The organism is Legionella hackeliae (assembly GCF_000953655.1).
Classification (GTDB): domain Bacteria; phylum Pseudomonadota; class Gammaproteobacteria; order Legionellales; family Legionellaceae; genus Tatlockia; species Tatlockia hackeliae.
On sequence record NZ_LN681225.1, the window covers coordinates 3,192,531 to 3,217,065 of the forward strand.

Below are 24,535 nucleotides of genomic sequence, written 5' to 3' on the forward strand. Positions count from 1 at the left end.
TAAAACCAAAACCACCCTTTGTTGGGTGGTTTTTTTAGTGTTTATAGGTCGCTAAATCATCTTGAGTTTCAGTTTGTGTTTTATCCTGTTGGCTTGCTAATGAGCTAAGATCTAAGCCTTTGTCTGAATCATGTGTATCTGAGATTGTTCCCATGGTATTTTTCTCAGCAAAAGATTTTTGTTGCTGTAAATGTTCAATTTTTTGAGCGATATTAGCAATTTTTTTATCGACTTCACTTGTTTCTATTGTACGATTGCTATCGATAAGATTTTTTACACTGGTCATTTCTGATTGCGCTCGTAAAAAATCTTGTTTTGCTGTGTCTCTATTCGAATCATTGAGAGATTTACCTTGATCCAATAAGTAAAATTCATTACCTTCCTTAACCAGTTGTTTATCCGAAGGGACAATAAAGTCGGCTTCTGTGAAGGAACTCACTCGCTCACCCTGTTGATTGTACATATGTTTTTCACCCTTCGTAACCGCAAGCATATCTTTGAGAGTGCCAATTTGAAGATTTTTTGCATTAAGTTCCTGAAGTTTGGTCCTGGCTCCAGTGTTATCTCCGTCCTCTATCATTTCCTTCTTTTGAATTATAAAAGCGAGTGCTAGCCCAATCAGTTTGTAAACCAATTTGATGAATTAAGAGGTCAAATTCTTTAGGAGAAAACTTCTTCATAATACTTAAAAAGTTAAGATATCTTTATAAGTATAGTTCGTTTGATTCTGGTGCAAAATCCTATTATGTGACGGTGATGCATCATGTTTGCTGGGCGTGTTGACCCAACAAACATGATTAATGAGTTTCCTTTGGCGGATTTTTTGCCTGAGGTTGAGGACAAAAATATTCAGCAGTAACTTGCCCTGTGTCATCCACAGATTGTATGGCAACAGGAAATTTCCATAAGGTATATAAATGTTTTAACACCTCAGCAGTACTGTCTCCAAGCGGAACGCGATGATGTTGTGTGTAGCGTAACGTTAAGGACCGGTCCCCTTCTATATCAACAGAGTAAATTTGGATATCAGGTTCAAGATAACCCAGATTGTATTGCCGGGATAATGCTTCCCGAATAGTTTGATAGCCTTGTTCGTTGTGAATAGCGCCGACATAGAGATCAGGTTGCCTGTCATCGTCTATGATGTAAAACAGTTTAAGTTCGCGTATTAAGTTGGGTGATAGATATTGCGCAATGAAACTTTCATCTTTGAAATTTCGCATCGCAGTATCCAGGCTTGTCAACCAATCAGTATTCGCTAGATAAGGGAACCATTGTTCATCTTCTTTTGTAGGATTTTCACAGATGCGCTTAATATCCTGCATCATGTGATAGCCTAGAGTGTAAGGATTTATCCCGCTGAAATAAGGGCTATTAAATGAGGGTTGCATAATCACATTAGTATGACTTTGCAAAATTTCAAGCATGAACTCATCGGTTACTAATCTTTCATCATAGAGGGCATTGAGTAAGGTGTAATGCCAAAAGCAGGCCCATCCTTCGTTCATGACTTTAGTTTGTCCTTGAGGATAAAAATACTGAGCAATTTTTCTCACAATGCGCACGATTTCCCGCTGCCAGGATTTTAATAAAGGCGCGTTTTTTTCAATGAAGTAGAGAATGTTTTCCTGCGGTTCTTCAGGGAAACGTTTTTTATATCCATTTTCATCAACCTGTTTGCTTTGAGGAATGGTGCGCCACAATTCATTCACTTGTGATTGTAAATACATCTCGCGATTTTGTTGACGAATTTTTTCTTCTTGAATGGACAAACTGGCAGGATGCTTGTATCGGTCTACACCGTAATTCATAAGGGAATGACACGCATCAAGAATGGCTTCTACCTCATCAATGCCGTAGCGTTGCTCACATTCGCTAATATAATTTCTCGCAAAAACCAGGTAGTCAATAATGGCATCTGCTGACGTCCACATTTTGAATAAATAATTATTTTTAAAGAAAGAATTATGGCCATAGCAAGCATGCGCAATTACCAGGGCCTGCATTGCCATGGTATTTTCTTCCATGAGGTAAGAGATACAAGGATTTGAATTAATGACTAATTCATAAGCTAATCCCATTTGTCCGCGTTTATAACTTTTTTCAACACCAACAAAATGTTTTCCAAATGACCAATGATGATAACCAATGGGCATGCCCACCGATGCATAAGCATCCATCATCTGCTCAGCAGAGATGATTTCAATTTGATTGGGATAGGTGTCTAATTTGAAATCTTTTGCCAAACGAGCAATTTCTTTATCATAGGCTTGAATAAGCTCAAAGGTCCATTCAGCTCCAATGGATAAAGGTTTTTTTCTCATGTGGTTTTCCTTTTGAATAATTCGCGAAAAACTGGGTAAATATCAGCTACATTATCAATATTTTCCATCGCAAAATTGGGATAGGAATTGCGAACCTGTTGATAAACTTCCCAAAGACTTTGATGATGACGCGGCATAATTTCTATGTAGGCAAAATATTGCAGCAAAGGCATAATTTTTTCTTGCAATAACTCCTGGCAATAAGGAGAGTCAGCATTCCAATTATCGCCATCAGAGGCTTGAGCGACGTAAATATTCCAGGCCGAGGGCGGATATCGTGCTTCAATCGTTGCAGATAATAACTCGAGCGCGCTGGATACTACTGTTCCCCCGGTTTCACGGGAGTAAAAAAACTCTTCCTCATTCACTTCCTTCGCTGAAGTATGATGACGAATGAAGACTAATTCTATTTTTTCATAATTCTTCGTTAAAAAAAGATAAAGCAGGATAAAAAAACGTTTCGCGATGTCTTTTTTAGCCTCATCCATCGAGCCGGAAACATCCATTACACAAAACATAACGGCTTGCGTTGACGGGGAGGGTACCCGAACACGATTGTTATATCGTAAGTCGATGGTATCAATGAAGGGAACTGATTTGATCTTTTTCTTAAGGAATTCAATATCCCGTTTCAGGCGAAGAATATCAATTTTTTGTGCATTGGGATTGGCTTCTAATTCGCTTAATTCCTCTTCAGCCTGACGTAACTGTCGCTTGTAAGGTGAGGCTAATGCCATACGACGACCTGTCGCCTGACGCATAGAGCGCACAACGTTTATATTCGTCGGAATACCACTACTAGTCACCCCAGCGCGAATAGTTTTGTAGGTGGTCATTCTTGCCAATTCTTTTTTGATTAAATCAGGTAATTCCAAATCTTCGAAATACAGATCTAGAAATTCTTCGCGAGATAATTGAAAGACAAACTCATCCTCACCCTCACCGGAATCACTGGCTTGACCGCCGCCGCCACCGCCATCACCACCACCTGAAGGACGTTTGATTCTATCGCCCGCTAAGAATTCATCATTACCGGGCAGAATGCGCTCTACCCGACCACCTTGTCCACGATGAAAGCGCGGCTCAGAGATATCACGCGAAGGAATACTGATTTCTTCACCTTGATCAATTTCCGTAATACTACGCTTACCAACTGCGTCAGAAACGGCACGTTTGATCTGGTTCTTGTAGCGGCGTAAAAAACGCTGGCGGTTTACTGTGCTTTTTTTACCAGCATTTAGCCGTCTATCAATGATTTGCGACATAACTAGAATCCTTATTCATCGCTTATCTTAATGAATTGATAGACTAATTATTAAGATAAGCTCTGCACTTAGTTATTGTGATTTGCGGACTCGCAAATACCACTCGCACAGTAACCTTACTTGCTTGCGGGTATAGCCTTTGTCTACCATGCGCGCAATAAATTCCTCATGTTTTTTCTTATCGTCTTCAGACGCTTTGGCATTGAAGGATATTACTGGTAATAAATCCTCTGTATTGGTAAACATTTTTTTCTCAATCACAGTTTTTAACTTCTCATAACTATTCCATACCGGATTTTTTCCATGATTATTGGCACGAGCTCTAAGAACAAAATTAACCACTTCATTACGAAAATCTTTTGGATTGGAAATTCCAGCTGGTTTTTCTATTTTCTCAAGCTCGAGATTTAAGGAACTACGATCAAAAATTTCTCCCGTATCAGGATCTCGATAGTCCTGATCTTGAATCCAAAAATCGGCATAAGTAATATATCTGTCAAAAATATTTTGTCCGTATTCAGAATACGATTCGAGATAAGCTGTTTGAATCTCTTTGCCAATAAATTCAACGTATTTTGGTGTTAAATATTCTTTCATGAACGTTAAATATTTTTCATGAAGCTCTTGAGGAAATTGTTCTTGTTCAATTTGACGTTCAAGAACATAGAGCAAGTGCACAGGGTTAGCAGCAATCTCAGTGTGATCGAAATTAAATACTTTGGACAAAATCTTAAAGGCAAAACGGGTTGATATACCACTCATACCTTCGTCCACTCCGGCAAAATCTCGATATTCCTGATAAGATTTTGCTTTAGGATCAGTGTCTTTTAAGCTTTCGCCATTATAAACGCGCATCTTTGAATAAATGCTTGAATTTTGTGGCTCTTTTAAGCGAGTTAACACAGAAAATTGAGCGAGCATATCTAATGTCCCCGGTGCACAAGGGGCATCTTTAAGAGAACTGTGGTCTACGAGCTTTTTATAAATTCTTAACTCTTCAGAGACTCGTAAGCAATAAGGTACTTTGACAATATTAATACGGTCAATAAATGCCTCATTGTTTTTGTTATTGCGGAATGTCTGCCACTCAGCTTCGTTAGAATGAGCAAGGATAATACCTTCGAAGGGGATTGCGGATAATCCCTCTGTGGCATTGTAATTTCCTTCCTGGGTTGCGGTTAACAACGGATGAAGCACTTTAATAGGTGCTTTAAACATCTCCACGAACTCCAATAAACCGCGGTTAGCGCGGCACAAGCCCCCTGAATAACTATAAGCATCAGGATCATCTTGAGAAAACTCCTCTAACTTACGGATATCTACCTTACCGACCAGAGAGGAAATATCCTGGTTATTTTCATCACCAGGTTCAGTTTTCGCAATGGCAATTTGTTTTAAGCGAGAAGGTTTTACTTTAATAACTTTAAACTGGCTAATATCCCCATTGTATTCTTGAAGGCGTTTAACAGCCCAGGGAGACATGACATAACGTAAATGTCGCGGTGGAATACCAAAGCGCTCAAAAAGTAATTCACCATCTTCTTCCGGGTCAAACAGAGAAAGTGGGGAATCAAAGACGGGTGAGCCTTTAATGGCGTAAAAAGGAACTTTCTGCATCAAATCTTTTAATTTTTCAGCCAAGGATGATTTACCGCCCCCTACTGGCCCTAAAAGATAAAGAACCTGTTTCGTTTCTTCCAAGCCTTGAGCGGAGTGTCTCAGGAAGCCTACAATTTGCTCAATAGGTTCTTCCATTCCAAAAAATTCTTTAAATACAGGATATTGATGAATAACCTTATTTGAAAAAAGACGCGATAAAATTGGATCGTGGCGTGTATCAATGCGTTCAGGCTCACCAATAGCCATCAACAAGCGTTCGGCTGGGTTAGCGTAGGCAGAAGGGTCTGTGCGACATAATTCGAGGTATTCATTGAGGGTCAGCTCCTCCTCTTTGTTATCCACAAAGCGTTGAGTATAGCCAGTTAAAAAATCATTTGTATTCATAAGTCAATCCCCTTTTACTTATCCCTGCCTAATTTGGGAAAATAGCTCAGCTTTTTTTCTAACTTCAATTTTTTTGCATTTCGCCTGTAAAAGCGAGACACTACTTAAATTTAGTATAGCCTTAGTCAGACAAATTTAATAAAAAATTCAAACTATTATTTTAATATTTTTTGGTCTATAGCAAGAACAGGAGCAAACTCCATGCCAGACACTACTATTTATTTAAAAAATTACCAACCACCTGTTTTTACAGTAAAAAATGTTGATCTTAATTTTGATCTCTATGATGACCATGCTCTTGTCACTAGCCAATTGGAATTGAAGCGTCAGCATCAAGGAGGGCTGCACTTGTATGGGGATGAGTTAGAACTGGTTAGTATTCATATAAATAGCCGGCAATTGACTGAGTCTGACTATGAGTTGCGTGAGGGAGATCTACTGATTAAAAATTGCCCTGATGAGTTGACTTTGAAGATAGTTACACGCATACGCCCACAGGAAAATACTCAGCTATCTGGCCTTTATCGTTCTAACCACCTTTTTTGTACCCAATGTGAAGCCGAGGGTTTTAGACGTATTACTTTTTTCCCGGATAGACCCGATGTATTAGCACCCTTTACCACCACTATTACCGCAGACAAAGAGAAATACCCTGTTTTACTTTCCAATGGTAATTTAATTGATTCTGGTGATCTACCCGCAGGACGTCACTGGGTGAAATGGCAAGATCCTTTCAAAAAGCCCTCTTATCTTTTTGCATTAGTGGCAGGTGATTTAGCGCACATTTCAGACACATTCCAAACTCGTTCGGGTAAGCATGTTGACTTGCATGTGTATGTAGAACCTGGGAATGAAGATAAATGTGAGCATGCGATGGCGTCTTTAAAGCGTGCGATGCGTTGGGATGAAGAGATGTATGGACGCGAATATGATTTAGCAATCTTTATGATTGTTGCAGTTAGTGATTTCAATATGGGGGCGATGGAAAACAAAGGATTAAATATTTTTAATTCAAAATACATTTTGGCACGTTCCGATACGGCAACCGATCAAGATTTTGCCGATATTGAAGGCGTTGTTGGCCATGAGTACTTTCACAATTGGACAGGAAATCGCGTCACTTGCCGTGATTGGTTCCAACTAAGCCTCAAAGAAGGCCTGACTGTATTTCGTGATCAAGAGTTTTCTCGAGATATGAATTCTCGCGATGTTAACCGTATTCAAGATGTGAAAACGTTACGCAGCACCCAGTTCCCCGAGGATGCGGGTACCATGGCGCATCCAGTTCGCCCTGAATCCTATCAAGAAATTAATAACTTCTATACGGCTACGGTCTACAACAAAGGCGCTGAAGTTATCCGTATGCAGCAGACTTTGTTAGGCAAAGATGGATTTCGCCGCGGAATGGATTTGTACTTTGAAAGACATGATGGTCAGGCGGTAACAATTGATGACTTTGTGGCCGCGATGGAAGATGCTAATCAGGTTGATTTAACCCAATTTAAACGCTGGTATAGTCAGGCAGGAACACCCGAGGTGAGGGTTTCCAAGCACTTTAGGGGTGACACCTTGACCATTACCATGACCCAATCATGTCCAGCTACTCCAGAGTGCACGGATAAAAAACCTTTTCATATTCCGATTCGCGTCGCGTTATTTGACGCAAATGGTCAGAAATTAGCTATCGAAAAAGATGTTTTAGAACTGCGTGAAGCAGAACAGACGTTTAGCTTTACAGGATTAAAAGGCGAGCCTATTGTTTCTTTGTTACGCGATTTTTCAGCGCCAATTAAATTATATTCTCAGGCCAGTGAAAAAGAGCTATTGGCGTTACTGCGTTTTGAAACAGATGGTTTTGCAAAATGGGATGCAGCTCAGCGATTAGCATTAAACTGCATACAAACTTATTTCAACTCCCCTCAGCAAGAGTGGGGTATTCCTGATGCATTGCTTGCTGCCTATCGTCATGTTTTGTTAGATGAGTCACTGGATAATGCATTGCGAGCAGAAATTCTAACCCCCCCCTCATTTGAGGAGGTTGCTGCGAGTTTAACTGGGGTGGATGTTGATAACGTTGAGGCTGCACGTGATTATTTCCGTAAAACATTAGGCATGTATTTAATTGAAGAGGCTTCTTCTACCTATCAACGCTTATGGCAAATTGAAAGTCATGCTATGAATGCACAAGCCTATGGCCAAAGACAATTAAGAAATATCTGTTTATGGTTAATGATGAAGGCGGATGAAAAACGTAGTTTAAGTGTATGCCGACAGCAATTTATCAAGTCCCGAACCATGACTGACCAGATGGCGAGTTTTGCCTTATTAAACAATTGTACTCAAGAGTCGTTCAGAGAACAGTCTATTGATAGTTTCTATCAACAATGGTCTCAAGATGAGTTGGTCTTGGATAAATGGTTTGCAATTCAGGCAAGCAGTGAGTTGCCCGATACCTTAGCGCGAGTTAAAACGCTGTTAAAACACCCTGCGTTTAATATAAAAAATCCTAATAAAGTAAGAGCATTAATTGGCGCTTTTTGTCAAAGCAATCCACGAAACTTCCATGCCAAAGATGGTAGTGGCTATGCTTTCTTGACAGAGATGATAGTTAAGCTCGACAAAATAAATCCACAAATTACTGCAAGACTCGCCACTCCTTTTACTCGTTGGCGTCGCTATGATTTAAAACGACAAGAGCTAATCAAACAAGAACTCAGACAATTGGCTTCACTTGAGCTGTCAAGAGACTTGCGTGAAGTGGTTGCAAAAAGTTTAGTGGTTTGATTTCAATCAAAGCCTGATATCGTGAGATTCGCATCGCCATCAATCAAATGGCGATGCACTTTGCTAATTCGCAGCTTAAGTCCTAAACTTAAAAGATAAGATACTTCATTTGCATAGCAGGGAGGGGGGTATGAATCAGCGGTATTTAGAGCAATGGAGTGAAATAGCAAAGCATATGCAAAAACCATTTCTTGAAATGCTCGAACTGAATCTGACAACGTTAAAAAACTTTAAATTTATTAAAGCTGAAGATTTGGCTACTATCAAAAGTCCTGAAGAATTTATTGAAAAACAAGTGAACCTTGCCATAGAAAATGGCCATAGAGCACTTAATTATTTTCAACAATCGTTTGCAATCTTTGAACAAACCCTACGTCCCATTACCGAGTCAGTTAAAAATTCCTCAAAATCAACCTTGGACACGGCAAGAACTTTAAAAGCATTGTTAGATCCAACAAAATTAACCATGGCTCCTACAAAAGCAGCAATTGACATCACTAAGCCGCTGTTGGACCCCATGCTTGCCACTGCAAGTTTCAGTCCTCAGCAGGCACTCATGGAAATAGCAAATTTTGCGGTGGATTCTGATAAATCAACGGTAAAAAAATCGACTTCTCACCTAAAGAAATCTCAAGGTAGAGAAAAATTTAAGAAACATTAGAAGACACAAAAAATCTTAGTCTGCCATGTCCAAAAATTTAGGAACCCTAAACTTTTGGGGTCTGTGTTTTTGTGCGCAATTTTACAATTAGAACAACGGATTGAGTTAATTTAAAAGCATTCTGACCAATATTTGTATTTATTGAGCTAATGGTGTGATAAAGTCGTCATTTTACAAGAGCCAGGAATTAAATATGCAAGTTCTTAATGACGATCTAATTTTAAGCATCAGTAAAAACCTATCATTAAAAGATATTTTAAGATTAAGTGAGACTAGTAAGCGCTTTAGAGACATCATCATGTCTCCAAAAGGGATACAGTATTATTCTTATCACCATAACTTTGTGATATTTATTCCCAGGGTACAGAATTTTGCTTTTAGTTCTCTATACGAAGGGTATTATTATTTTGAGAAAGCACAAAAATTATCGACTGAAATAAGTGCGCTTGAAAAAGAGCTTCAGGTTCAGTTTAGTGCAGAAGCCGCCCAATTTGCTCTAGCAGGTATATTTAGTATAAATGCACTCACCCCAACAAAGATGGCTTCACTCGATAAACTAACAAGCGAATACGATAGCCTTCTACAAAAGGCGATCAACAAAAATAATCTTTGCGCCCTGTTAGTAAAGATAGCCGATAAAATTGAAACGCATTCAAACGAAGACGATCTCCCGTCCTGCAAAAAAAAATTAAACGAGATTAAAATTGAATTGGATCCTCTAAAGAGTTTGTATGGTGATTATGTTGATTTATTTTTAGTTCACCTCTATTGCAAGTACGCTAATGGCTTACTCCAGCGAAAAAACAGGGAGATCCAAGCTATTGGGGATGAAACAACTCGGCAAACTTTAGGCGTTGATTCTCGCTCTGTGGAAGAAATAGAGTCCATCTGCATTGAACAAGTTACTTTTATAACCACTGAGGCTCAAACAATATTATCAACATTTGGTGCTAATTTTAAACTTGATCATTATACGCGACGAAACATAGGCATGATATTTGATATTAAAATAAAAGGGGCTACAGAAAAAACTATTGTTGATATGCTCTCAACTTATATTACTGAACTTGAAAACGCTCCATGCGAGCAACTATCACTTGTGGGATAAATTTAAAACCAATCAAGGTTTCTTAATTTCCTCGTTCAATATTCTCACCAGGATTAATGCTATCTAAAAATGTTATTAATTGAAGTGGTATTAATTCGGGTGAGAATCATTAATTATCAACCCTATTCCAAAATGGAATAAAAAAAAGAGTGTTTTTAGTTGTATTAAAATCGATCAATTGATTAGCCTATTCCTACTTATTTTGTTTGGTGGAAATTATGTTGGTTAAAACAGAGTTAGAAAAGATTTTCAAAGCACAGCAGATACAAGACTTAATTGATGCCTTGATTCATGACAGAATTTTTCAAACCAATAAAACAATAGAATTGTTGAATAATTTATTAATTGATTACATCGATGATTTTAATTATGTGAACGGTGCAAAAGTTAATGAAACCTTGATTACCTCCAATCCCATGTTATACCTGTTACTAGCAACTGTAGTTGAAAATGGGAGTAGTACCAATACGCTTTCATTAAGAGAGAAGGCGGCAAATGCTTATAAAAAAATGTATGAAGATTCGCGTTTTGAGAAACATTATTTTTACTCCAAAAGTCCTGTACCGCTTCTAACTCATTGGCTGGTTTATTCAAAATTGTGGAAAGCACCGAATAAAGATGCCTATGATGAACAAATGATGGGTATTTATAAAGGAACGATAGCCTTTGATAAAGATGACATTATTTCTCAGGACATGTTAAAGCAGATAAAAGCGCAAGAAGAAAAAGGAAGAAAGGGTTGGCCATATCCATTTGAAGCAGCATTAGAACCACAAGGAAATGGCACTTATAGAGTAACTAAATGGGCTACTACAGCTGAGATGGATGATGATATACATGCTAGATTAGATCGCTTGTATGTCGCTGCAAGGCGAAATCAGCATAAGACAATAATGGAAAATTATGCAAGTACTTTAAATCAGGTGAGTGCTGAAATCGCTGCGCTAATGCCTACTGAAAATCTGTTGAATGCCTTAGTTGTAATAGGACCTTATGGCAGTGGAAAAACTACCTATACGAATTCTGTTTTTAGACTACAAGATAAATCTTTAGTTGAATTCAGTGTAGATGCTCTAAACGATTTTATGATTCAGCAAAGTAAAGAAGTTCAAGTCACTCGCTCTGATTATCACTTTGAGGCGGCAATTTTAAAGGATACGATTAGTTCGGCTAATATCAAAAATTTATTCGTTACAGGAGCTTATGTAGATAATTTTCGATTTAGTAAAACGATCGATAAGGATTACGCAGGTAGAAATATTAGAATTATTGAAGTTGCTCCTGAGATACCAGAAAATGCTGTGGTACGCTTATGTCAACGGGAAAAAATTACGGTAACAGATGATAATAGTACATTTGACAATGCCCTTTCGACAGCCAATACCGGTCAAAATACTCGTGAGGTTAGAATTATTAAGGTATGCACTCATAATGATACAAAGTACCCTGTTGAATATGAGTTAATTTGTAATAAGCAGACTGAAACCGGTAAACCTGACTTCGTTCGTGTATGTAGCGTAAAAAATGGTAAACTAACGAAACATAATTCAGACCTATATGAAAAATTAACTCGCTCATATACTGCTAAGAGAGAAGATATTGCTAAGTTTCTGCAAGTTTCTAATCAATCGGAAATTAATGAACCACCTGTTGAGCAGTTTAAAATATAACCTCCTCCACACGGAATCAGCATCACTCTGGATGACAGCTTAGCTGGCATCCAGGGGTGAGTTTAAGAATCCTAAACCCTCTCATGTGATTGATTGAAGTGGTATTAATTCGCGTGAAAATGTTAAAATTGTGACGCTTAAAGTTCTCGATATTTAATAGAGTTGGGATCTTATTTTTTGAGTTTATGATGACTGCATTTAATCTTAATAGCTATTTTGAGGAAACCTTCAACCAATTAATATTTGAGGAAACTCAAGTTGAAAACATCGAGTTTCAGAACTGTCAATTCAAAAAATGCAAATTTCTTGGAGTGACGTTTAGCAAAGTAAAATTTACAGACTGTGATTTCGAGTCCTGTGATCTCACCCTATCAAAATTTCCCGGATGTAAATTTTCAGAGGTTGCATTTAAGCACTCTAAACTTGTGGGAATCAATTGGACAGAATTAAGCTGGCCATTAGTAAAACTCGCAAGCCCACTCTACTTTTATGAAAGCAACCTCAGTCATTCTAATTTTTTTGGGCTCACACTTGCTGATTTAATTATAGAAGGCTGTAAAGCTCATGATGTCGATTTTAGAGAAGCTAACTTAAGTCATGCAAGTTTTGTAGGGACGGACTTACAAAATAGCCTCTTTATGCACACCAATTTAAAACACACGGATTTCACGCATTCCATCAATTACAATATTGATATTCAATCTAATACAGTAACCAAAGCAAGTTTTTCATTCCCGGATGTCATTGCCTTGTTAAGTCATTTAGATATAAAAATTAATGGCTGGCCTAATGACGATTAAAGCCTAGCGTGGCAGCAGCTTTAGTTGACATCAATAATTTGAATCCGTGTGACTTAACCAGTCTATGTTTGCTGAATTCATTTAGATTAGGGGATTATTTGGCGAATCTAGCCAAACGTCTGCTAATGCTGTTACCTCAAGGGTAGCTTATGTAGCAACGCTGGGAACTTCCAACCACAAAGGCTTTTTTACAATTAAATCCTCTGATGCTGTAGTAAATCTCAAGATCTTAATCAAGAATTAAAAATAATAATCCATAAATTTTAAAAAGAGCTTAGTCTAAAACTAATCTCTTTTTATTAATCAATAATCTCAGTAAACATTGTATAATAATCTCATGATTATTTTCCGACACATACCATGAGTCCTGAAAATTTTGATGTAGCCAATAGCCTTATTGACCAAGCTCGACAATCGCTGCAAATCTGTCAGCAAATTACAGATGACATTCTTAACGACTCGCAAAGCGGGGAAACCTCATTTGATGAGCTTGCTCAAAGTTTGCAATTGGTTCTTCAATATCGTTTAAATTGCGAGGATGCGCTTGTTGCTTTGCTTAATCTTGATCATCATCTACTTTATATCCTGGGAATTCAGCCTGGACACTCAGCAACGGTGAATCTGGAGCGCATGGCTTATGCTTTGGGAAGTGATGACTTAAAACACATTCTGCATGCCTTGTCTCAATTGGTGGAAGCACTATTAAAAATTGCTCGACGCCAGCAGCATGATGTGCAACATCATCCTCATCTTGATATGCAGAATAAAACGACTACACCGAATAGAGTTATCAAAAGCCTAAAAAAACTTATTTTAAAGCAAGAGCTTTTTATGAATCTAATTAATAAATTAGACTCGAGTATCAAACAATTAGTGAAATTAGAAGCGCTAGGTCCTGTGCGCGATCACATTGCCGCTCTACGAGGCCCAATTTCGCAATTTTATCAGGCAATCATACATGGACTTGGACAATCACAGCTAATTTATCAAAAAGTGAATAAAAATCAGAACATTGAGCCTAATTTATCTCAACTTTTAAAGCAGGCTGAACAGGTCTTGAATCTGATGCCATCACTTTACCAGCCATCACCTAACTACTCGTTAGGTCATTTTCCCGCTAAAAGTTCAGAGGAACTCGAGCAACGTGCTTCAGCCAAACGCTTACGCCCTTTTTTTAGCTGATACTTATCTTTTCAAAACATTGCTCAGTTTCAAAGGCTTGCCCAGGAGATGCGATAGGCAACACAAACGTTTTGATAAATGCTTGCCAAAACTCATTATACAAATATTTTTGCAGAGGATGATTATCATCCACTGGGAAGCAAGGCCCGTGATTTGCCTCCAATAACCAGACGCGTTGGTCATTATCAACTATGAAATCAAAACCAAAGATTGCCAGAGCTTTCTCTTTGTCAACGACAAATGCTTGCGAATATTGATGCTGTAGGGCTTTTATCGTAACAGTAATAATTTGCTTAATAGAAGGATACAGTGCGCCAAAAAAATCAAAACGCCAGGCGGGTATTTGAATGACATTCTCCTCATCATGATGCAAATGTTCATTGGTTAGATGTGGGCGTAAATCAACAAACTTATTTTTCTTAAAAGGATGCATTGCCACATTAAAATAGCCTTGGGGATAAAGATAAACACCTGCATAGTTAGTAAGAATAACGAACATACGAATGCTATATTTATGCCCTTGAGGCGGTCTTAGTAAATGAGGGTTGTTAATGTAGCGTTGCAACACATGCTCGCCTCCAAATCTATCACTTCGCAGAAAATGACTCTCCAAGTCAGCAAGATTCTGAAAAATTTTGATGGCTTCACCATTATTCAGCAAAGCAGGTTTTAAAATCCAAACGAGCTCCTCCTCAGAATGGTTATAATGCTTATCGGCGATTTGCGCCAAAATAACGGGCCAATTTTCGTCGTTAATACAATAAGTTAGTGGCATCACCTCTGGACAATAGTGAGCGATTAATTGTGCCAGCAAATGCTTATATTCCAAACATTGTGCGGCCTCACTATTGAATTGTAAATTCTTATCACTGAAACTTGCTTGCCAATTGAAACGACTATAATGCCAACCCTGTGCTTGCAAATAACGCGACAAGTTAAAATGGGTTGGCGACTGTTCAGCATTTAAAAAAAAGTGCCGTCGTTTCTTTAGAATATTAAGCATTTTCAATACGATATTTACGATAGTTTAATAACGTTAATGATAGTACACCTGAAACCAGTCCCCAAAATGCAGCTCCAATTCCAAACAAAGAAATACCAGAGGCAGATACTAAAAAGGTAATTAAAGCAGCATCCCTTTGTTTTTCATCATCAACAACTGCTTTTAAACTATTCGCAATAGGTGTTAATAGCGCTAAACCTGTGACGGCAAGAATCAATTCCTTTGGAAAGGCAGAGAATAAAGCCACCACAGTTGCTCCAAAAATTCCTGTGATTAGATAAAATAAACCCGCATACACTCCAGCAAGATAGCGCTTTTCAGGCACAGGATGAACCTCTTCTCCCATACAAATTGCCGCGGAAATTGCCGCCAAATTGAATGCAAACCCACCCCAAGGAGCTAGCAACAGTGTGGTTAATCCAGTCCAGCTAATTAATGAGGAGATGGGTGGTTTATAGCCCGCAGCATGGATAACCGCAACACCCGGAATATTTTGTGATGCCATCGTAACAATAAATAACGGAATACCGACACTAATTAGAACAGACCAGGAAAATTCAGGCGAGGTAAAAACAGGTTTAGATAACACAAAATGAAAGTTATTGAAATGAAACAGTCCCTCCATGTTAGCAATAAGAGCTCCTAATAAAAGCACCCACAGGATGACATAGCGCGGAAATAGCCGCTTTCCTAACAAATAAACAATAAACATTACACAGACTAACAAAAATTGATCTTGCATCGCGACAAAAACATTCATACCAAAATGCAGCAAAATACCGGCAAGCATGGCAGAAGTTAGAGCTCGAGGAACATAAGCCATCACTTTTTCAAACCACCCTGTTACTCCGGATAACAAGATGAGTAAACCTGAAAAAATAAAAGCCCCTATCGCCTGAGCCATCGACACCCCCGATAGACTGGTTACCAATAAAGCAGCGCCCGGTGTTGACCAAGCCGTTAAAATGGGCATGCGAAAATAGACAGAAAGGCCGATACAAGTCAGCCCCATACCGACTCCAAGTGCTAACAACCAGGAGCTCACCTCTGCAGCATTTGCACCTGCTGCCGCTGCGGCCTGAAAAATTATTACCGCCGTGCTGGTATATCCAACCATAACTGCCACTAGGCCGGCTGTCAGCGCTGAGAAAGAAAAATGTTTAAACATAAGTATCCTACATCAAAAAGTAACGATTAATTTTATGCTACAATGACAGGCAAGTTGTGCGTCATAACGCACATTGTATCATCGTGCGCTATAACGCACAACTGGAGATTTACCGAATGCAGTCAATGTCGGGACATATTGCTAAAACGTTAAAAGCATTACGACAACAACGAGGCTGGAGTCTTGATAAAACCGCCCAGAAAACTGGCGTTAGCAAAGCCATGCTAGGCCAAATTGAGCGGGAAGAATCTAGTCCTACTGTGGCTATTTTGTGGAAAATAGCTACCGGTTTTCAAGTGTCTTTTTCAACGTTTTTAGCAGAATCAACGCTAAACTCGGAAACATTGATCGATCGCTCTGCATCTCAATTGAACCCTCAATCAAATGAGGAGCAAATTCGCATTAATGCATTATTTCCCTTTGACGAACAATTAGGCTTTGAAATGTTTGTCATTGAATTATTACCAGGTTGCGAACAACTATCGTCCCCTCATGAGCCCGGGGTTATTGAACATGTTATTGTTATTGGCGGTGACATGGAGGTCTTAATTAACCAAGTCTGGCACTGTTTGCGATGTGGAGAAGGCTTGCGTTTTGACGCCCATCAACCGCATGGCTATCGTAATAAAGGTTCAATGAGTGCATTTTTTCATAATATTATTCACTATCCCTAGCGAAAAATATTATGAATTTAGTTGCGGTATATTTAATTCATAGCGCTGTAAGGCACAGTCGGGCCGACAGTTTTCTTTATATTGCTTGTAAATCTTAGAAAAATTTTTATTTTCCAACCTTTCCTGAAAATAGGAAATTGCATCTTCATCATGATAACTGACCGCCAAGTCTAGCCAATCAAAGCCAGCTAACCAATCGGATTTTAATTCAGGGAATTCCACCTCAATATCTGGAGCCATTTCTTTTTTTAGCGCTTTTAAATCACCGAAAGAAACAAGTGCCAACTCAAATTGAGCACTAGAATAAAGTTGTTTACCCGGGGAAACTTCTCCAATACGTCTTGCGAGAATAAGTATTTCGTCCAAATACTCTGAATATTTGAGTTTTCGTTTGGCCGGTTTGAAAAAATATCGTTTCATTTCATTTCTAAAGGGATAAAATATAACCAATTGTACATTTGTTTAACTTTTTAGTAAACGTAATATGGTCTCAGGCCCGTCCTAGATACCTCGGACAAGCCGAGGCAGGTAGACTAGTGTAGCGTCACCGCTCAAACTTTATGAGGTTCCTATAAAAGCTGGCCCTGAAGTCTGTTTAATAAGCAGGCCTCTAGCACCTACGTCCCTCGGCCCCTTTTAGAACCCCCAACAAACAGACTTCATCTACCCGCCTCGACACTCTTTTAGAGCCCTCAGCAAACAGGCCTCTACCACCTACCTGCCTCGGCTTGTCCGAGGTATCCAGGGAAGGTCTGAATCAAGTGTATTATTTTTCGTATAAATGTAATGCATGAACTTATTAGAATACGAATTTAATTCGAACATCCTCCCATGTGTGCACATAAGCGACAGAGTTTGCACCTAGGGGGGACGACAATTCACGGTAGTAACCAGCAAGCTTTTAAAAAACCTCATAAAACTTTTATTAATTGAGACCTGGGTATATCCTTAAACCGTGATTAGAACAACTAGTAAGGATAATTGTTAATAATGGGCTGGATTGCATGACTTCTCGTTCTAAAGTTCTTTCCTCTGAATCGCCGTCTAAGGATTTTGCTAATAGCAAAATATTGGCGTTGGCAGCCTTTGGTGGATTATTTATTGGGGCGGCCGTTGCCGGTATTCGTTTGAGTGTCGGTTTCATCCAAACGATATTATTTGGTACCAATGTTGATTTGTATAGTCCAGCTACCGTTCCGTCTTGGCGTATTATGTTAGTAACTCTTATAGGCGGCGTATTTCTGGGATGGCTATTATTGACTGCAGGCCGTTTCAAGCGTTTAGCAATCGTTGACCCTGTTGAAGCCAATGCTCTGGAAGGCGGTAAAATGTCATTAGGTGATAGCTTGATACTGGTCGGCCTATCTGTTGTTTCTATCACCATTGGAGGTTCAGTGGGCTTTGAAGCGGCCATGACCCAGCTTGGTGCTGGTTGTTTGAGCTTTATTGGCCAACGATTAAAACTCGAGCGACGTGATTTAAGAATTCTTGTTTCCTGCGGCACGGGAGCTGGGATTGCTGCAATTTTTGGAGCGCCTCTTGCTGGAACTTTTTATGCGTTAGAGTTGGTCGTAGGTGGTTATGCGATGCGTGCTTTATTACCGACTTTACTGGCCAGCGCGATGAGTAGTCATATTATTTATATTCTCATCGGCTACCAACCTATTTTTCTAGCCAGCGATATAGGTCCTCCCGCACTATGGCATTTTCCCCTAGCCATTATCACTGGGATCGCAGCAGCACTTATTGGTATTGCGGTCATGCGCGGAACAACCAGTTTTGAAAAATTTCTCTCTTCTGTTCATGCGCCTACCATTGTAAAACCGGTTGTCGGCGGATTACTTCTTGGTTTAATTTCGCTGCGTGTGCCTGAAGTGATGGGGCCAGGACATCATAGCATTAACGAAATTCTTTCGGGCAGTAATATATTAGGGGGAATGCTGGTTCTTTTACTGGCAAAAATTGCCGCGTCAGTAGCCTGTGTGGGCTCTGGATTTCGTGGAGGATTGTTCTCAGCATCCTTGTTTCTTGGAGCCACGTTAGGATATTTAGTTCATGGACTGTTATTAGTTCCTATTTTTGGTCCGACAATTCCTCTGGACTTGGCAGTTGTTGCTGGTATGGCCGGTGTAGCCACATCGATTATTGGAACCCCCATTGCTATTGTTTTATTGATGGTTGAAACTGCTGGGTTGCAAACGGGTGTAGTGACTACGGCAATCACTGTCATTATTGCCAGTCATTTAACCCGCTACTGGTTTGGTTATTCGTTCTCAACCTGGCGTTTTCATATTCGCGGCAATGATCTTTTAGGTCCTCGAGATATTGGCCGTTTGAGAGAATTAACGTTTGGTGATTTACAACTTAACAATCCACCGCGCGTATCTCTGGAAACCTCTATCGACTCCGCCCTAGCAATAACAACCGCAACTGATTTGAATGTTATTGCACTCGAAGAAAGAGGAAGACGTTTTGCGGGCTTAATAAGCTGCAATGAACTACTGGAAACATTTCATTCCACACCGGTTTTACCCCTGTGTAACTTGGCCAGGAAACCTAAGTTCTGTGTGCGTAAAAATGAACCGTTGATTAATTATGTTGAAAAACTTGGAGAAAACTCCGCGGGGGAAATTGCCGTGCTTGATGAAAACGAGCAGCTAATAGGTTTAGCCTCAGAAGCTGCCGTGTTACATCGCTACCTCATGGAAATTCTTGCTGCAGATAGAGATGATGCTATTCAGATAATTAATAAATAGCATCCAGATTTACCTCGTCGTGGAATTAGTAATCAAGCCCCTTTGATGCCCATAATGCATCTCGAATAGTAGAACTCTTGGAATGTAGATTGAAAAAGAGCATACCTTGAATTGTATCAGCAACTTCCTGGTAGGCCTGCTTTACTTCTGCTGCATTATCCATATTATCTAATTGATCGTTTTCTTTGCACTTGATTAAATATTTGTGGTATTGACAGTCATCAAGGTTTAAGCCATCCAGGAAAGAATAGAGCTCCTTTGCGGTCATATTTCCCTCCATGTAGGTATTAAATTGAATCAAAAATTCAACATTTTCCGAAAAACTCCCTAATTGAGCGACCTTATTTAAAACTTTAATATTCTCCCCATCTAAATCTTTAAAATATCCTCCCTCTGTTTTACATGTGCTTGGACAACTTTTTTTGACAGCCACAAGAAATGTATTAATTTCAGCACTATCCTTGGAGCCTTCATTCATTTGGCTGGCGAAAAGAGTATTGCTTCTTCGTGATCTTGGTTCGCTTTGGGTTAAATTACTTGGCTTTGTTATTATTGTTGTCGTTGTTCTCTTGCGCAACCCAGAAAAAAAGCCTTCTTTTTTCTTTTCTTGTTCTGCTTTAACTTGCTTTTGAGCATCAGCTCTTTGAAGTTGAAGATCAGGTGTACTCATTGAGCGTCTCGCTATTTTGGGACGAGTCTCCCCAGGGTTAGTGGTTGCGACTTCCGTAGTAATTACTTCATTCGTTTTCGTCTTTTCTTTCTTCAACCATTTTAATCGAAACATAGTTCACCTACATGATTACTTATCAATTCAGGGGCGTAAGTATAACACAATCCCCCCAAAGATTAGATTTTTTACAATTTGATTTTAATATACTCTTTGTAAGGAATTTGCTCTTTTTGATGAGACACTCCCAATTACCAGAAGCACCTATTGGATTGCTTCGCGTTGCTCGCAAAGTCGCTTCAATCCTAACATCTTTGTGAACACCCATCACTGGATTCATACTGAATGCAATTTATTTTTTGACTACCAATTGCAAAGCACTCATAATCTGTGTATAAAGGAATTTGTTTGTAATATAAATAGGCACACTAGCTAGAAATGAAACTTTCCTCTGCTTTTTTATTATCATTTCAACTTAAAGAAAAACCTGAAAGTTTGTTTCTTACCTTGATTTCATCTGTCGTTAGCGTAATCAATGTGGCCCCCGCGGCCATCTAATTTCCCCCAATCACACTTAACATCATCGCTAACAAATTTAGGAACTTGATTATGCAACAATATAAATCCATTTTTATTTATGGTTTTGCAATTTTCGCCATGTTTTTTGGTTCAGGGAACTTAGTTTTCCCCTTGCAAATTGGCGAGGCTGCTGGAAATCATTGGATGGTAGGCTTCATTGGTCTTCTGTTAACGGGCATTTTATTACCCTTGACCGGACTTTTTGTTATTAAATTATATCAAGGTAATTATCAAGCATTCTTTGGAGAAGCAGGTAAAGTTGCAGCATTTTTACTGCCTCTTTTTATGTTATCGCTGTTGGGATCTTTTGGGGTAGTACCGCGCTGCATCACAGTTGCTTATGGAAGTTTCAACTATCTTTTACCGCAAATTAAACTCATCCATTTTAGTCTTTTATTTTGTGTGATTACTTTTTTCCTATGTCTTAATGACAAAGTCATGGTTAAAATCCTGGGCAAATGGATGAGTCCCATTTTGCTCATCACGTTAAGCGTTTTAATCGTAATTGCTATTTTTAAAGCCCCCTCTGCCACAGAGTCAATCTCTGGCAAGCAAGCCTTTAATTATGGATTTATTACAGGTTATCAAACCATGGATCTTTTCGCGGCATTTTTCTTCTCAGCACTTATTTTCACACAAATTCAACAATCTTTACCGAATGCATCAGCTCGCCAAGTACTTCTCTTTGCCATTAAACCCAGCATCCTTGGTGCCTCGTTATTGGCTCTTATTTATTTAGGATTTGTTTTTTTAGGCTCACATTATTCGCCATTAATTGCCGGAATTAAGCCAGAACTGATGTTACCTAGCATTGCTAAACAAGCGATGGGCAATTACGCCACCTTCTTTATGGGAATAGCGATGTTTTTTTCCTGTTTAACTACTGCAGTCGCACTAAATAATCTTTATGCGCGCTATCTTTGCTCGCTTTTAAAACTTGAAGACAAAAAGTTTTACTTGATCTTATTGTTTACAACTGGTTTATCTTTTATCATTTCTCTGCTGGATTTTAGAGGAATTGCCGCCTTTTTAGCCCCAATCCTTGAGTTAACCTATCCCGGGATTATTGCATTAACACTAATGGCAATAGTAATAAAAGGGCGTCACGCATTTAAAAAAGCCGTGTTTTATGCCATGACTTTTTTAATGTGCATTCCTATGGCCATGCATTAATAATTCGACTAGAGGAGATTTTAGATGGCTTTATTTTTTCGACGTAATTTTTCCGAGGAACTTGATAGACTGAATCAACGCATGGAAGAGCTAAAAGCAACTCTTGCAAAGGCAGCAGAGACTAGTAAGCAGCAAAGTAATGGCTTAGAGGTAAAATTTACGCTGGCTCAACGTGATCTTGACAAAGTAGCGACGAACTATCGTAGTGCAATAGTTAATTGCAACAGTGATTATCAGAGAAAGAAATTACTCAAAGGTTATGAAGAGGTCATTGGTTGTTTGGAACAAATTTCCACAAACTCAATTGATCATACACAAGTTACTGCTCAAATCGCGGAACTTCAGAAATCAAATAAGAATATACCAGGATTGGAAGCATTAAGTCGTGTTGGTAACGCTCTGGCTGTAGCATTCTGGCTGGGTGTGTTCACGATTTCTATTGTTGCCATGACCCTTTCTATAGCAAGCATACCAGCGGATCCAGTCGGTGGGGTAGCCTTCGCTGCGGTTTCGTTTGGTTTAATGGGATATTCCTATTACGAAATGTTTAATAACTTCGATGCTATATTCGAACCAAAACAGGTCTACCAAAATAGGCTACAAATTAATTCTGATGCTATGGAGCTTCTCAAACATGCTGATGAAGCCTACCAATCCCCTGTAGCTTCATTTTAATGACATCTCTCCTTCTCCCTCTGGGGGGAAGGAAAATCACTATGCTATAATGGCAAACGCTATGAATCCATGTATAATGATAAATTCATGAACACATGTCTTCTTTGTTTGTATCACTGCTTAAGTCATGTAACACTCTTACCGCAATAGGTCATTATGATTGAAAAAATTCGTAATATTGCCATTATCGCACACGTCGATCATGGTAAAACTACTTTAGTTGATAAACTACTTCAACAAACCGGAACTCTGAACGAGCGCGCTCCTAAAGTTGAGCGAATCATGGATTCCAATGCGTTAGAAAAAGAACGTGGCATTACGATTCTTGCTAAAAATACCTGCGTCCATTGGAACGGTTATCAAATTAATATTGTTGATACCCCAGGGCATGCCGACTTCGGAGGCGAAGTTGAGCGAATTCTCTCGATGGTAGATAGCGTTCTTCTGCTTGTTGATGCAGTGGATGGTCCGATGCCGCAAACACGATTTGTTACTCAAAAAGCATTCGCTCGCGGCTTAAATCCCATTGTCGTTATTAATAAAATTGACAGACCAGGAGCAAGACCGCACTGGGTTATGGATCAAGTATTTGATTTATTCGATAACTTAGGCGCAACGGACGAACAACTTGATTTCCCAGTAGTTTATGCATCCGCCCTCAATGGCTATGCCCAACTTGCACTTGAAGATGAAGCGAGTGATATGTCAGCGTTACTGCAAACGATTGTTGATCAAGTAGAACCTCCAGCAGTGGATGCCAACGGTCCTTTCCAAATGCAAATCAGTTCTCTCGATTACTCATCTTATGTAGGAACTATTGGAATTGGCCGAATTACACGTGGTCATATTAAAGCAAAATCTGCGGTGAAAATTATCGATAAAGAAGGGCAAGTCCGCAGTGGTCGACTCTTGCAATTATTAGGCTTTAAAGGCTTGGAGCGAGTCGAGGTTGAAGAAGCTCGCGCTGGCGATATTGTTGCCGTAACAGGGATTGAATTGCTTAATATTTCCGACACGCTATGCGATCCTAACCATGTAGAGGCTCTGACTCCATTAACCGTGGACGAACCAACAATTAGCATGACCTTCCAAGTCAATGATTCTCCTTTTGCAGGTCAGGAAGGTAAATTTGTAACTAGCCGTAAAATTAGAGAGCGCTTGCAAACAGAATTACTTCACAACGTTGCATTACGGGTAGAAGATACCGAAGACCCTGATAAATTTAGAGTATCAGGTCGTGGTGAATTGCATTTATCCATTCTCATTGAAAATATGCGTCGAGAAGGTTATGAATTAGCCATTTGTAAACCCGAAGTAATTTTGCGCGAAGAAAATGGTGAACAGCAAGAACCTTACGAGCGCTTGACGGTTGATGTTGAAGAAACACATCAAGGGACTATCATGGAAAAGCTCGGTGAGCGTCGTGGTGAATTGCAAAATATGCTCCCCGACGGTAAAGGACGTGTACGACTTGACTATATTGTTCCTACTCGCGGCTTAATTGGATTCCACACTGAGTTTCTCTCCAGCACCTCTGGAACCGGGCTCATGTATCATGTTTATGATCATTATGGCCCTGCTATTCGAGGACGTATTGGTAAACGAAATAATGGGGTTCTAATTGCCAACTGCCAAGGTGCGGCACGTGCATTTGCGTTGTTTAATTTACAAGAACGTGGTCGCTTGTTTATTGAGCCTCAAGCGGTTTGCTATGAAGGAATGATCGTGGGTATTCATGCTCGCGATAACGATCTGGTTGTTAACGTTACTAAAGAAAAGCAGCTGACTAATATTCGTGCATCAGGCAGTGATGAAAATATTTTATTAACACCAGCGATAAAACTTTCTTTGGAGCAAGCTCTGGAATTTATCGATGACGACGAGCTGGTTGAGGTTACACCACAATCCATTCGTTTGCGCAAAAAAGCATTAAAAGAGAGTGAGCGCAAACGTGCATCACGAGCCAGTGAAGACTAAACAACATATTTAAATCCTACCGATTGTCATTGCCCACAGCTGCAATGACAATCGATATAAGCGAC

The 24,535-nt window shown here is 39.3% G+C and carries 19 protein-coding genes; 11 read left to right on the forward strand and 8 right to left on the reverse strand.

Annotation, left to right across the window (positions count from 1 at the left end; genetic code table 11):
* Positions 1–34: 34 nt before the first annotated feature.
* The 4 genes from LHA_RS14120 to LHA_RS14135 all read right to left on the reverse strand — a co-directional run bounded on the left by LHA_RS14120 (position 35) and on the right by LHA_RS14135 (position 5,593).
* A complete protein-coding gene (locus LHA_RS14120; RefSeq protein WP_045107112.1) occupies positions 35–580 on the reverse strand; it encodes a hypothetical protein in 546 nt (181 codons plus the stop codon).
* Positions 581–797: 217 nt separating this feature from the next.
* The gene (locus LHA_RS14125; protein WP_045107113.1) at positions 798–2,324 is read right to left on the reverse strand and encodes a SpoVR family protein; all 1,527 of its coding nucleotides are present in this window, start codon (positions 2,322–2,324) and stop codon (positions 798–800) included.
* The gene (locus tag LHA_RS14130; protein ID WP_045107114.1) at positions 2,321–3,589 is read right to left on the reverse strand and encodes a YeaH/YhbH family protein; all 1,269 of its coding nucleotides are present in this window, start codon (positions 3,587–3,589) and stop codon (positions 2,321–2,323) included. The genes LHA_RS14125 and LHA_RS14130 overlap by 4 nt, the downstream gene beginning before the upstream one ends.
* Positions 3,590–3,661: 72 nt before the next feature.
* Positions 3,662–5,593, reverse strand: coding sequence for a PrkA family serine protein kinase (locus tag LHA_RS14135; RefSeq protein ID WP_045107115.1), 1,932 nt, complete (start codon positions 5,591–5,593; stop codon positions 3,662–3,664).
* A 201-nt stretch (positions 5,594–5,794) separates the two neighbouring features.
* Here LHA_RS14135 and pepN point away from each other — a divergent pair, with 201 nt between their 5' ends.
* The 6 genes from pepN (at position 5,795) to LHA_RS14165 (ending at position 13,798) form a co-directional block, all read left to right on the forward strand.
* Positions 5,795–8,377: an aminopeptidase N gene (gene pepN, locus LHA_RS14140; protein ID WP_045107116.1), complete on the forward strand. Its 2,583-nt coding sequence runs from the start codon at positions 5,795–5,797 to the stop codon at positions 8,375–8,377.
* 130 nt (positions 8,378–8,507) lie between these two features.
* The gene (locus tag LHA_RS16380; RefSeq protein ID WP_082060368.1) at positions 8,508–9,038 is read left to right on the forward strand and encodes a phasin family protein; all 531 of its coding nucleotides are present in this window, start codon (positions 8,508–8,510) and stop codon (positions 9,036–9,038) included.
* 193 nt (positions 9,039–9,231) lie between these two features.
* The gene (locus LHA_RS14150; protein ID WP_045107117.1) at positions 9,232–10,146 is read left to right on the forward strand and encodes an F-box protein; all 915 of its coding nucleotides are present in this window, start codon (positions 9,232–9,234) and stop codon (positions 10,144–10,146) included.
* A 218-nt stretch (positions 10,147–10,364) separates the two neighbouring features.
* Complete coding sequence (locus LHA_RS14155) at positions 10,365–11,816, forward strand: hypothetical protein (RefSeq protein WP_045107118.1); 1,452 nt, start codon at positions 10,365–10,367, stop codon at positions 11,814–11,816.
* 188 nt (positions 11,817–12,004) lie between these two features.
* Positions 12,005–12,616 (forward strand): pentapeptide repeat-containing protein, encoded by a 612-nt coding sequence (locus LHA_RS14160; protein WP_172480834.1) that lies wholly within the window; start codon positions 12,005–12,007, stop codon positions 12,614–12,616.
* Positions 12,617–12,976: 360 nt separating this feature from the next.
* Entirely contained in the window at positions 12,977–13,798 is an 822-nt protein-coding gene (locus tag LHA_RS14165) for a hypothetical protein (protein ID WP_045107120.1), read from the forward strand.
* Here LHA_RS14165 and LHA_RS14170 read toward each other — a convergent pair.
* Both LHA_RS14170 and LHA_RS14175 read right to left on the reverse strand, forming a co-directional pair.
* Entirely contained in the window at positions 13,791–14,801 is a 1,011-nt protein-coding gene (locus LHA_RS14170) for an ATP-grasp domain-containing protein (RefSeq protein WP_052673734.1), read from the reverse strand. The genes LHA_RS14165 and LHA_RS14170 overlap by 8 nt on opposite strands.
* Positions 14,794–15,969, reverse strand: coding sequence for a benzoate/H(+) symporter BenE family transporter (locus LHA_RS14175; protein ID WP_045107121.1), 1,176 nt, complete (start codon positions 15,967–15,969; stop codon positions 14,794–14,796). Before LHA_RS14175 ends, LHA_RS14170 begins: the two co-directional genes overlap by 8 nt.
* A 116-nt stretch (positions 15,970–16,085) precedes the next feature.
* On the opposite strand from LHA_RS14175, the gene LHA_RS14180 reads away from it, so the two are divergent.
* Positions 16,086–16,643: a helix-turn-helix domain-containing protein gene (locus LHA_RS14180; protein WP_045107122.1), complete on the forward strand. Its 558-nt coding sequence runs from the start codon at positions 16,086–16,088 to the stop codon at positions 16,641–16,643.
* 9 nt (positions 16,644–16,652) lie between these two features.
* Here LHA_RS14180 and LHA_RS14185 read toward each other — a convergent pair whose 3' ends face one another.
* A complete protein-coding gene (locus LHA_RS14185) occupies positions 16,653–17,063 on the reverse strand; it encodes a hypothetical protein (protein WP_045107123.1) in 411 nt (136 codons plus the stop codon).
* Between the two features lie 584 nt (positions 17,064–17,647).
* On the opposite strand from LHA_RS14185, the gene LHA_RS14190 reads away from it, so the two are divergent.
* Entirely contained in the window at positions 17,648–19,399 is a 1,752-nt protein-coding gene (locus LHA_RS14190) for a chloride channel protein (RefSeq protein WP_045107124.1), read from the forward strand.
* Between the two features lie 25 nt (positions 19,400–19,424).
* On the opposite strand, the gene LHA_RS14195 is transcribed toward LHA_RS14190, so the two are convergent.
* Positions 19,425–20,183: a hypothetical protein gene (locus LHA_RS14195; protein WP_045107125.1), complete on the reverse strand. Its 759-nt coding sequence runs from the start codon at positions 20,181–20,183 to the stop codon at positions 19,425–19,427.
* A gap of 492 nt (positions 20,184–20,675) precedes the next feature.
* Between LHA_RS14195 and LHA_RS14205 the strand changes: the two genes are divergently transcribed.
* The 3 genes from LHA_RS14205 to typA all read left to right on the forward strand — a co-directional run bounded on the left by LHA_RS14205 (position 20,676) and on the right by typA (position 24,470).
* Complete coding sequence (locus LHA_RS14205; protein ID WP_052673735.1) at positions 20,676–21,818, forward strand: branched-chain amino acid transport system II carrier protein; 1,143 nt, start codon at positions 20,676–20,678, stop codon at positions 21,816–21,818.
* 24 nt (positions 21,819–21,842) lie between these two features.
* The gene (locus tag LHA_RS14210; protein ID WP_045107127.1) at positions 21,843–22,493 is read left to right on the forward strand and encodes a hypothetical protein; all 651 of its coding nucleotides are present in this window, start codon (positions 21,843–21,845) and stop codon (positions 22,491–22,493) included.
* A 156-nt stretch (positions 22,494–22,649) separates the two neighbouring features.
* A complete protein-coding gene (typA, locus tag LHA_RS14215; protein ID WP_045107128.1) occupies positions 22,650–24,470 on the forward strand; it encodes a translational GTPase TypA in 1,821 nt (606 codons plus the stop codon).
* The last annotated feature ends 65 nt before the right edge of the window (positions 24,471–24,535 follow it).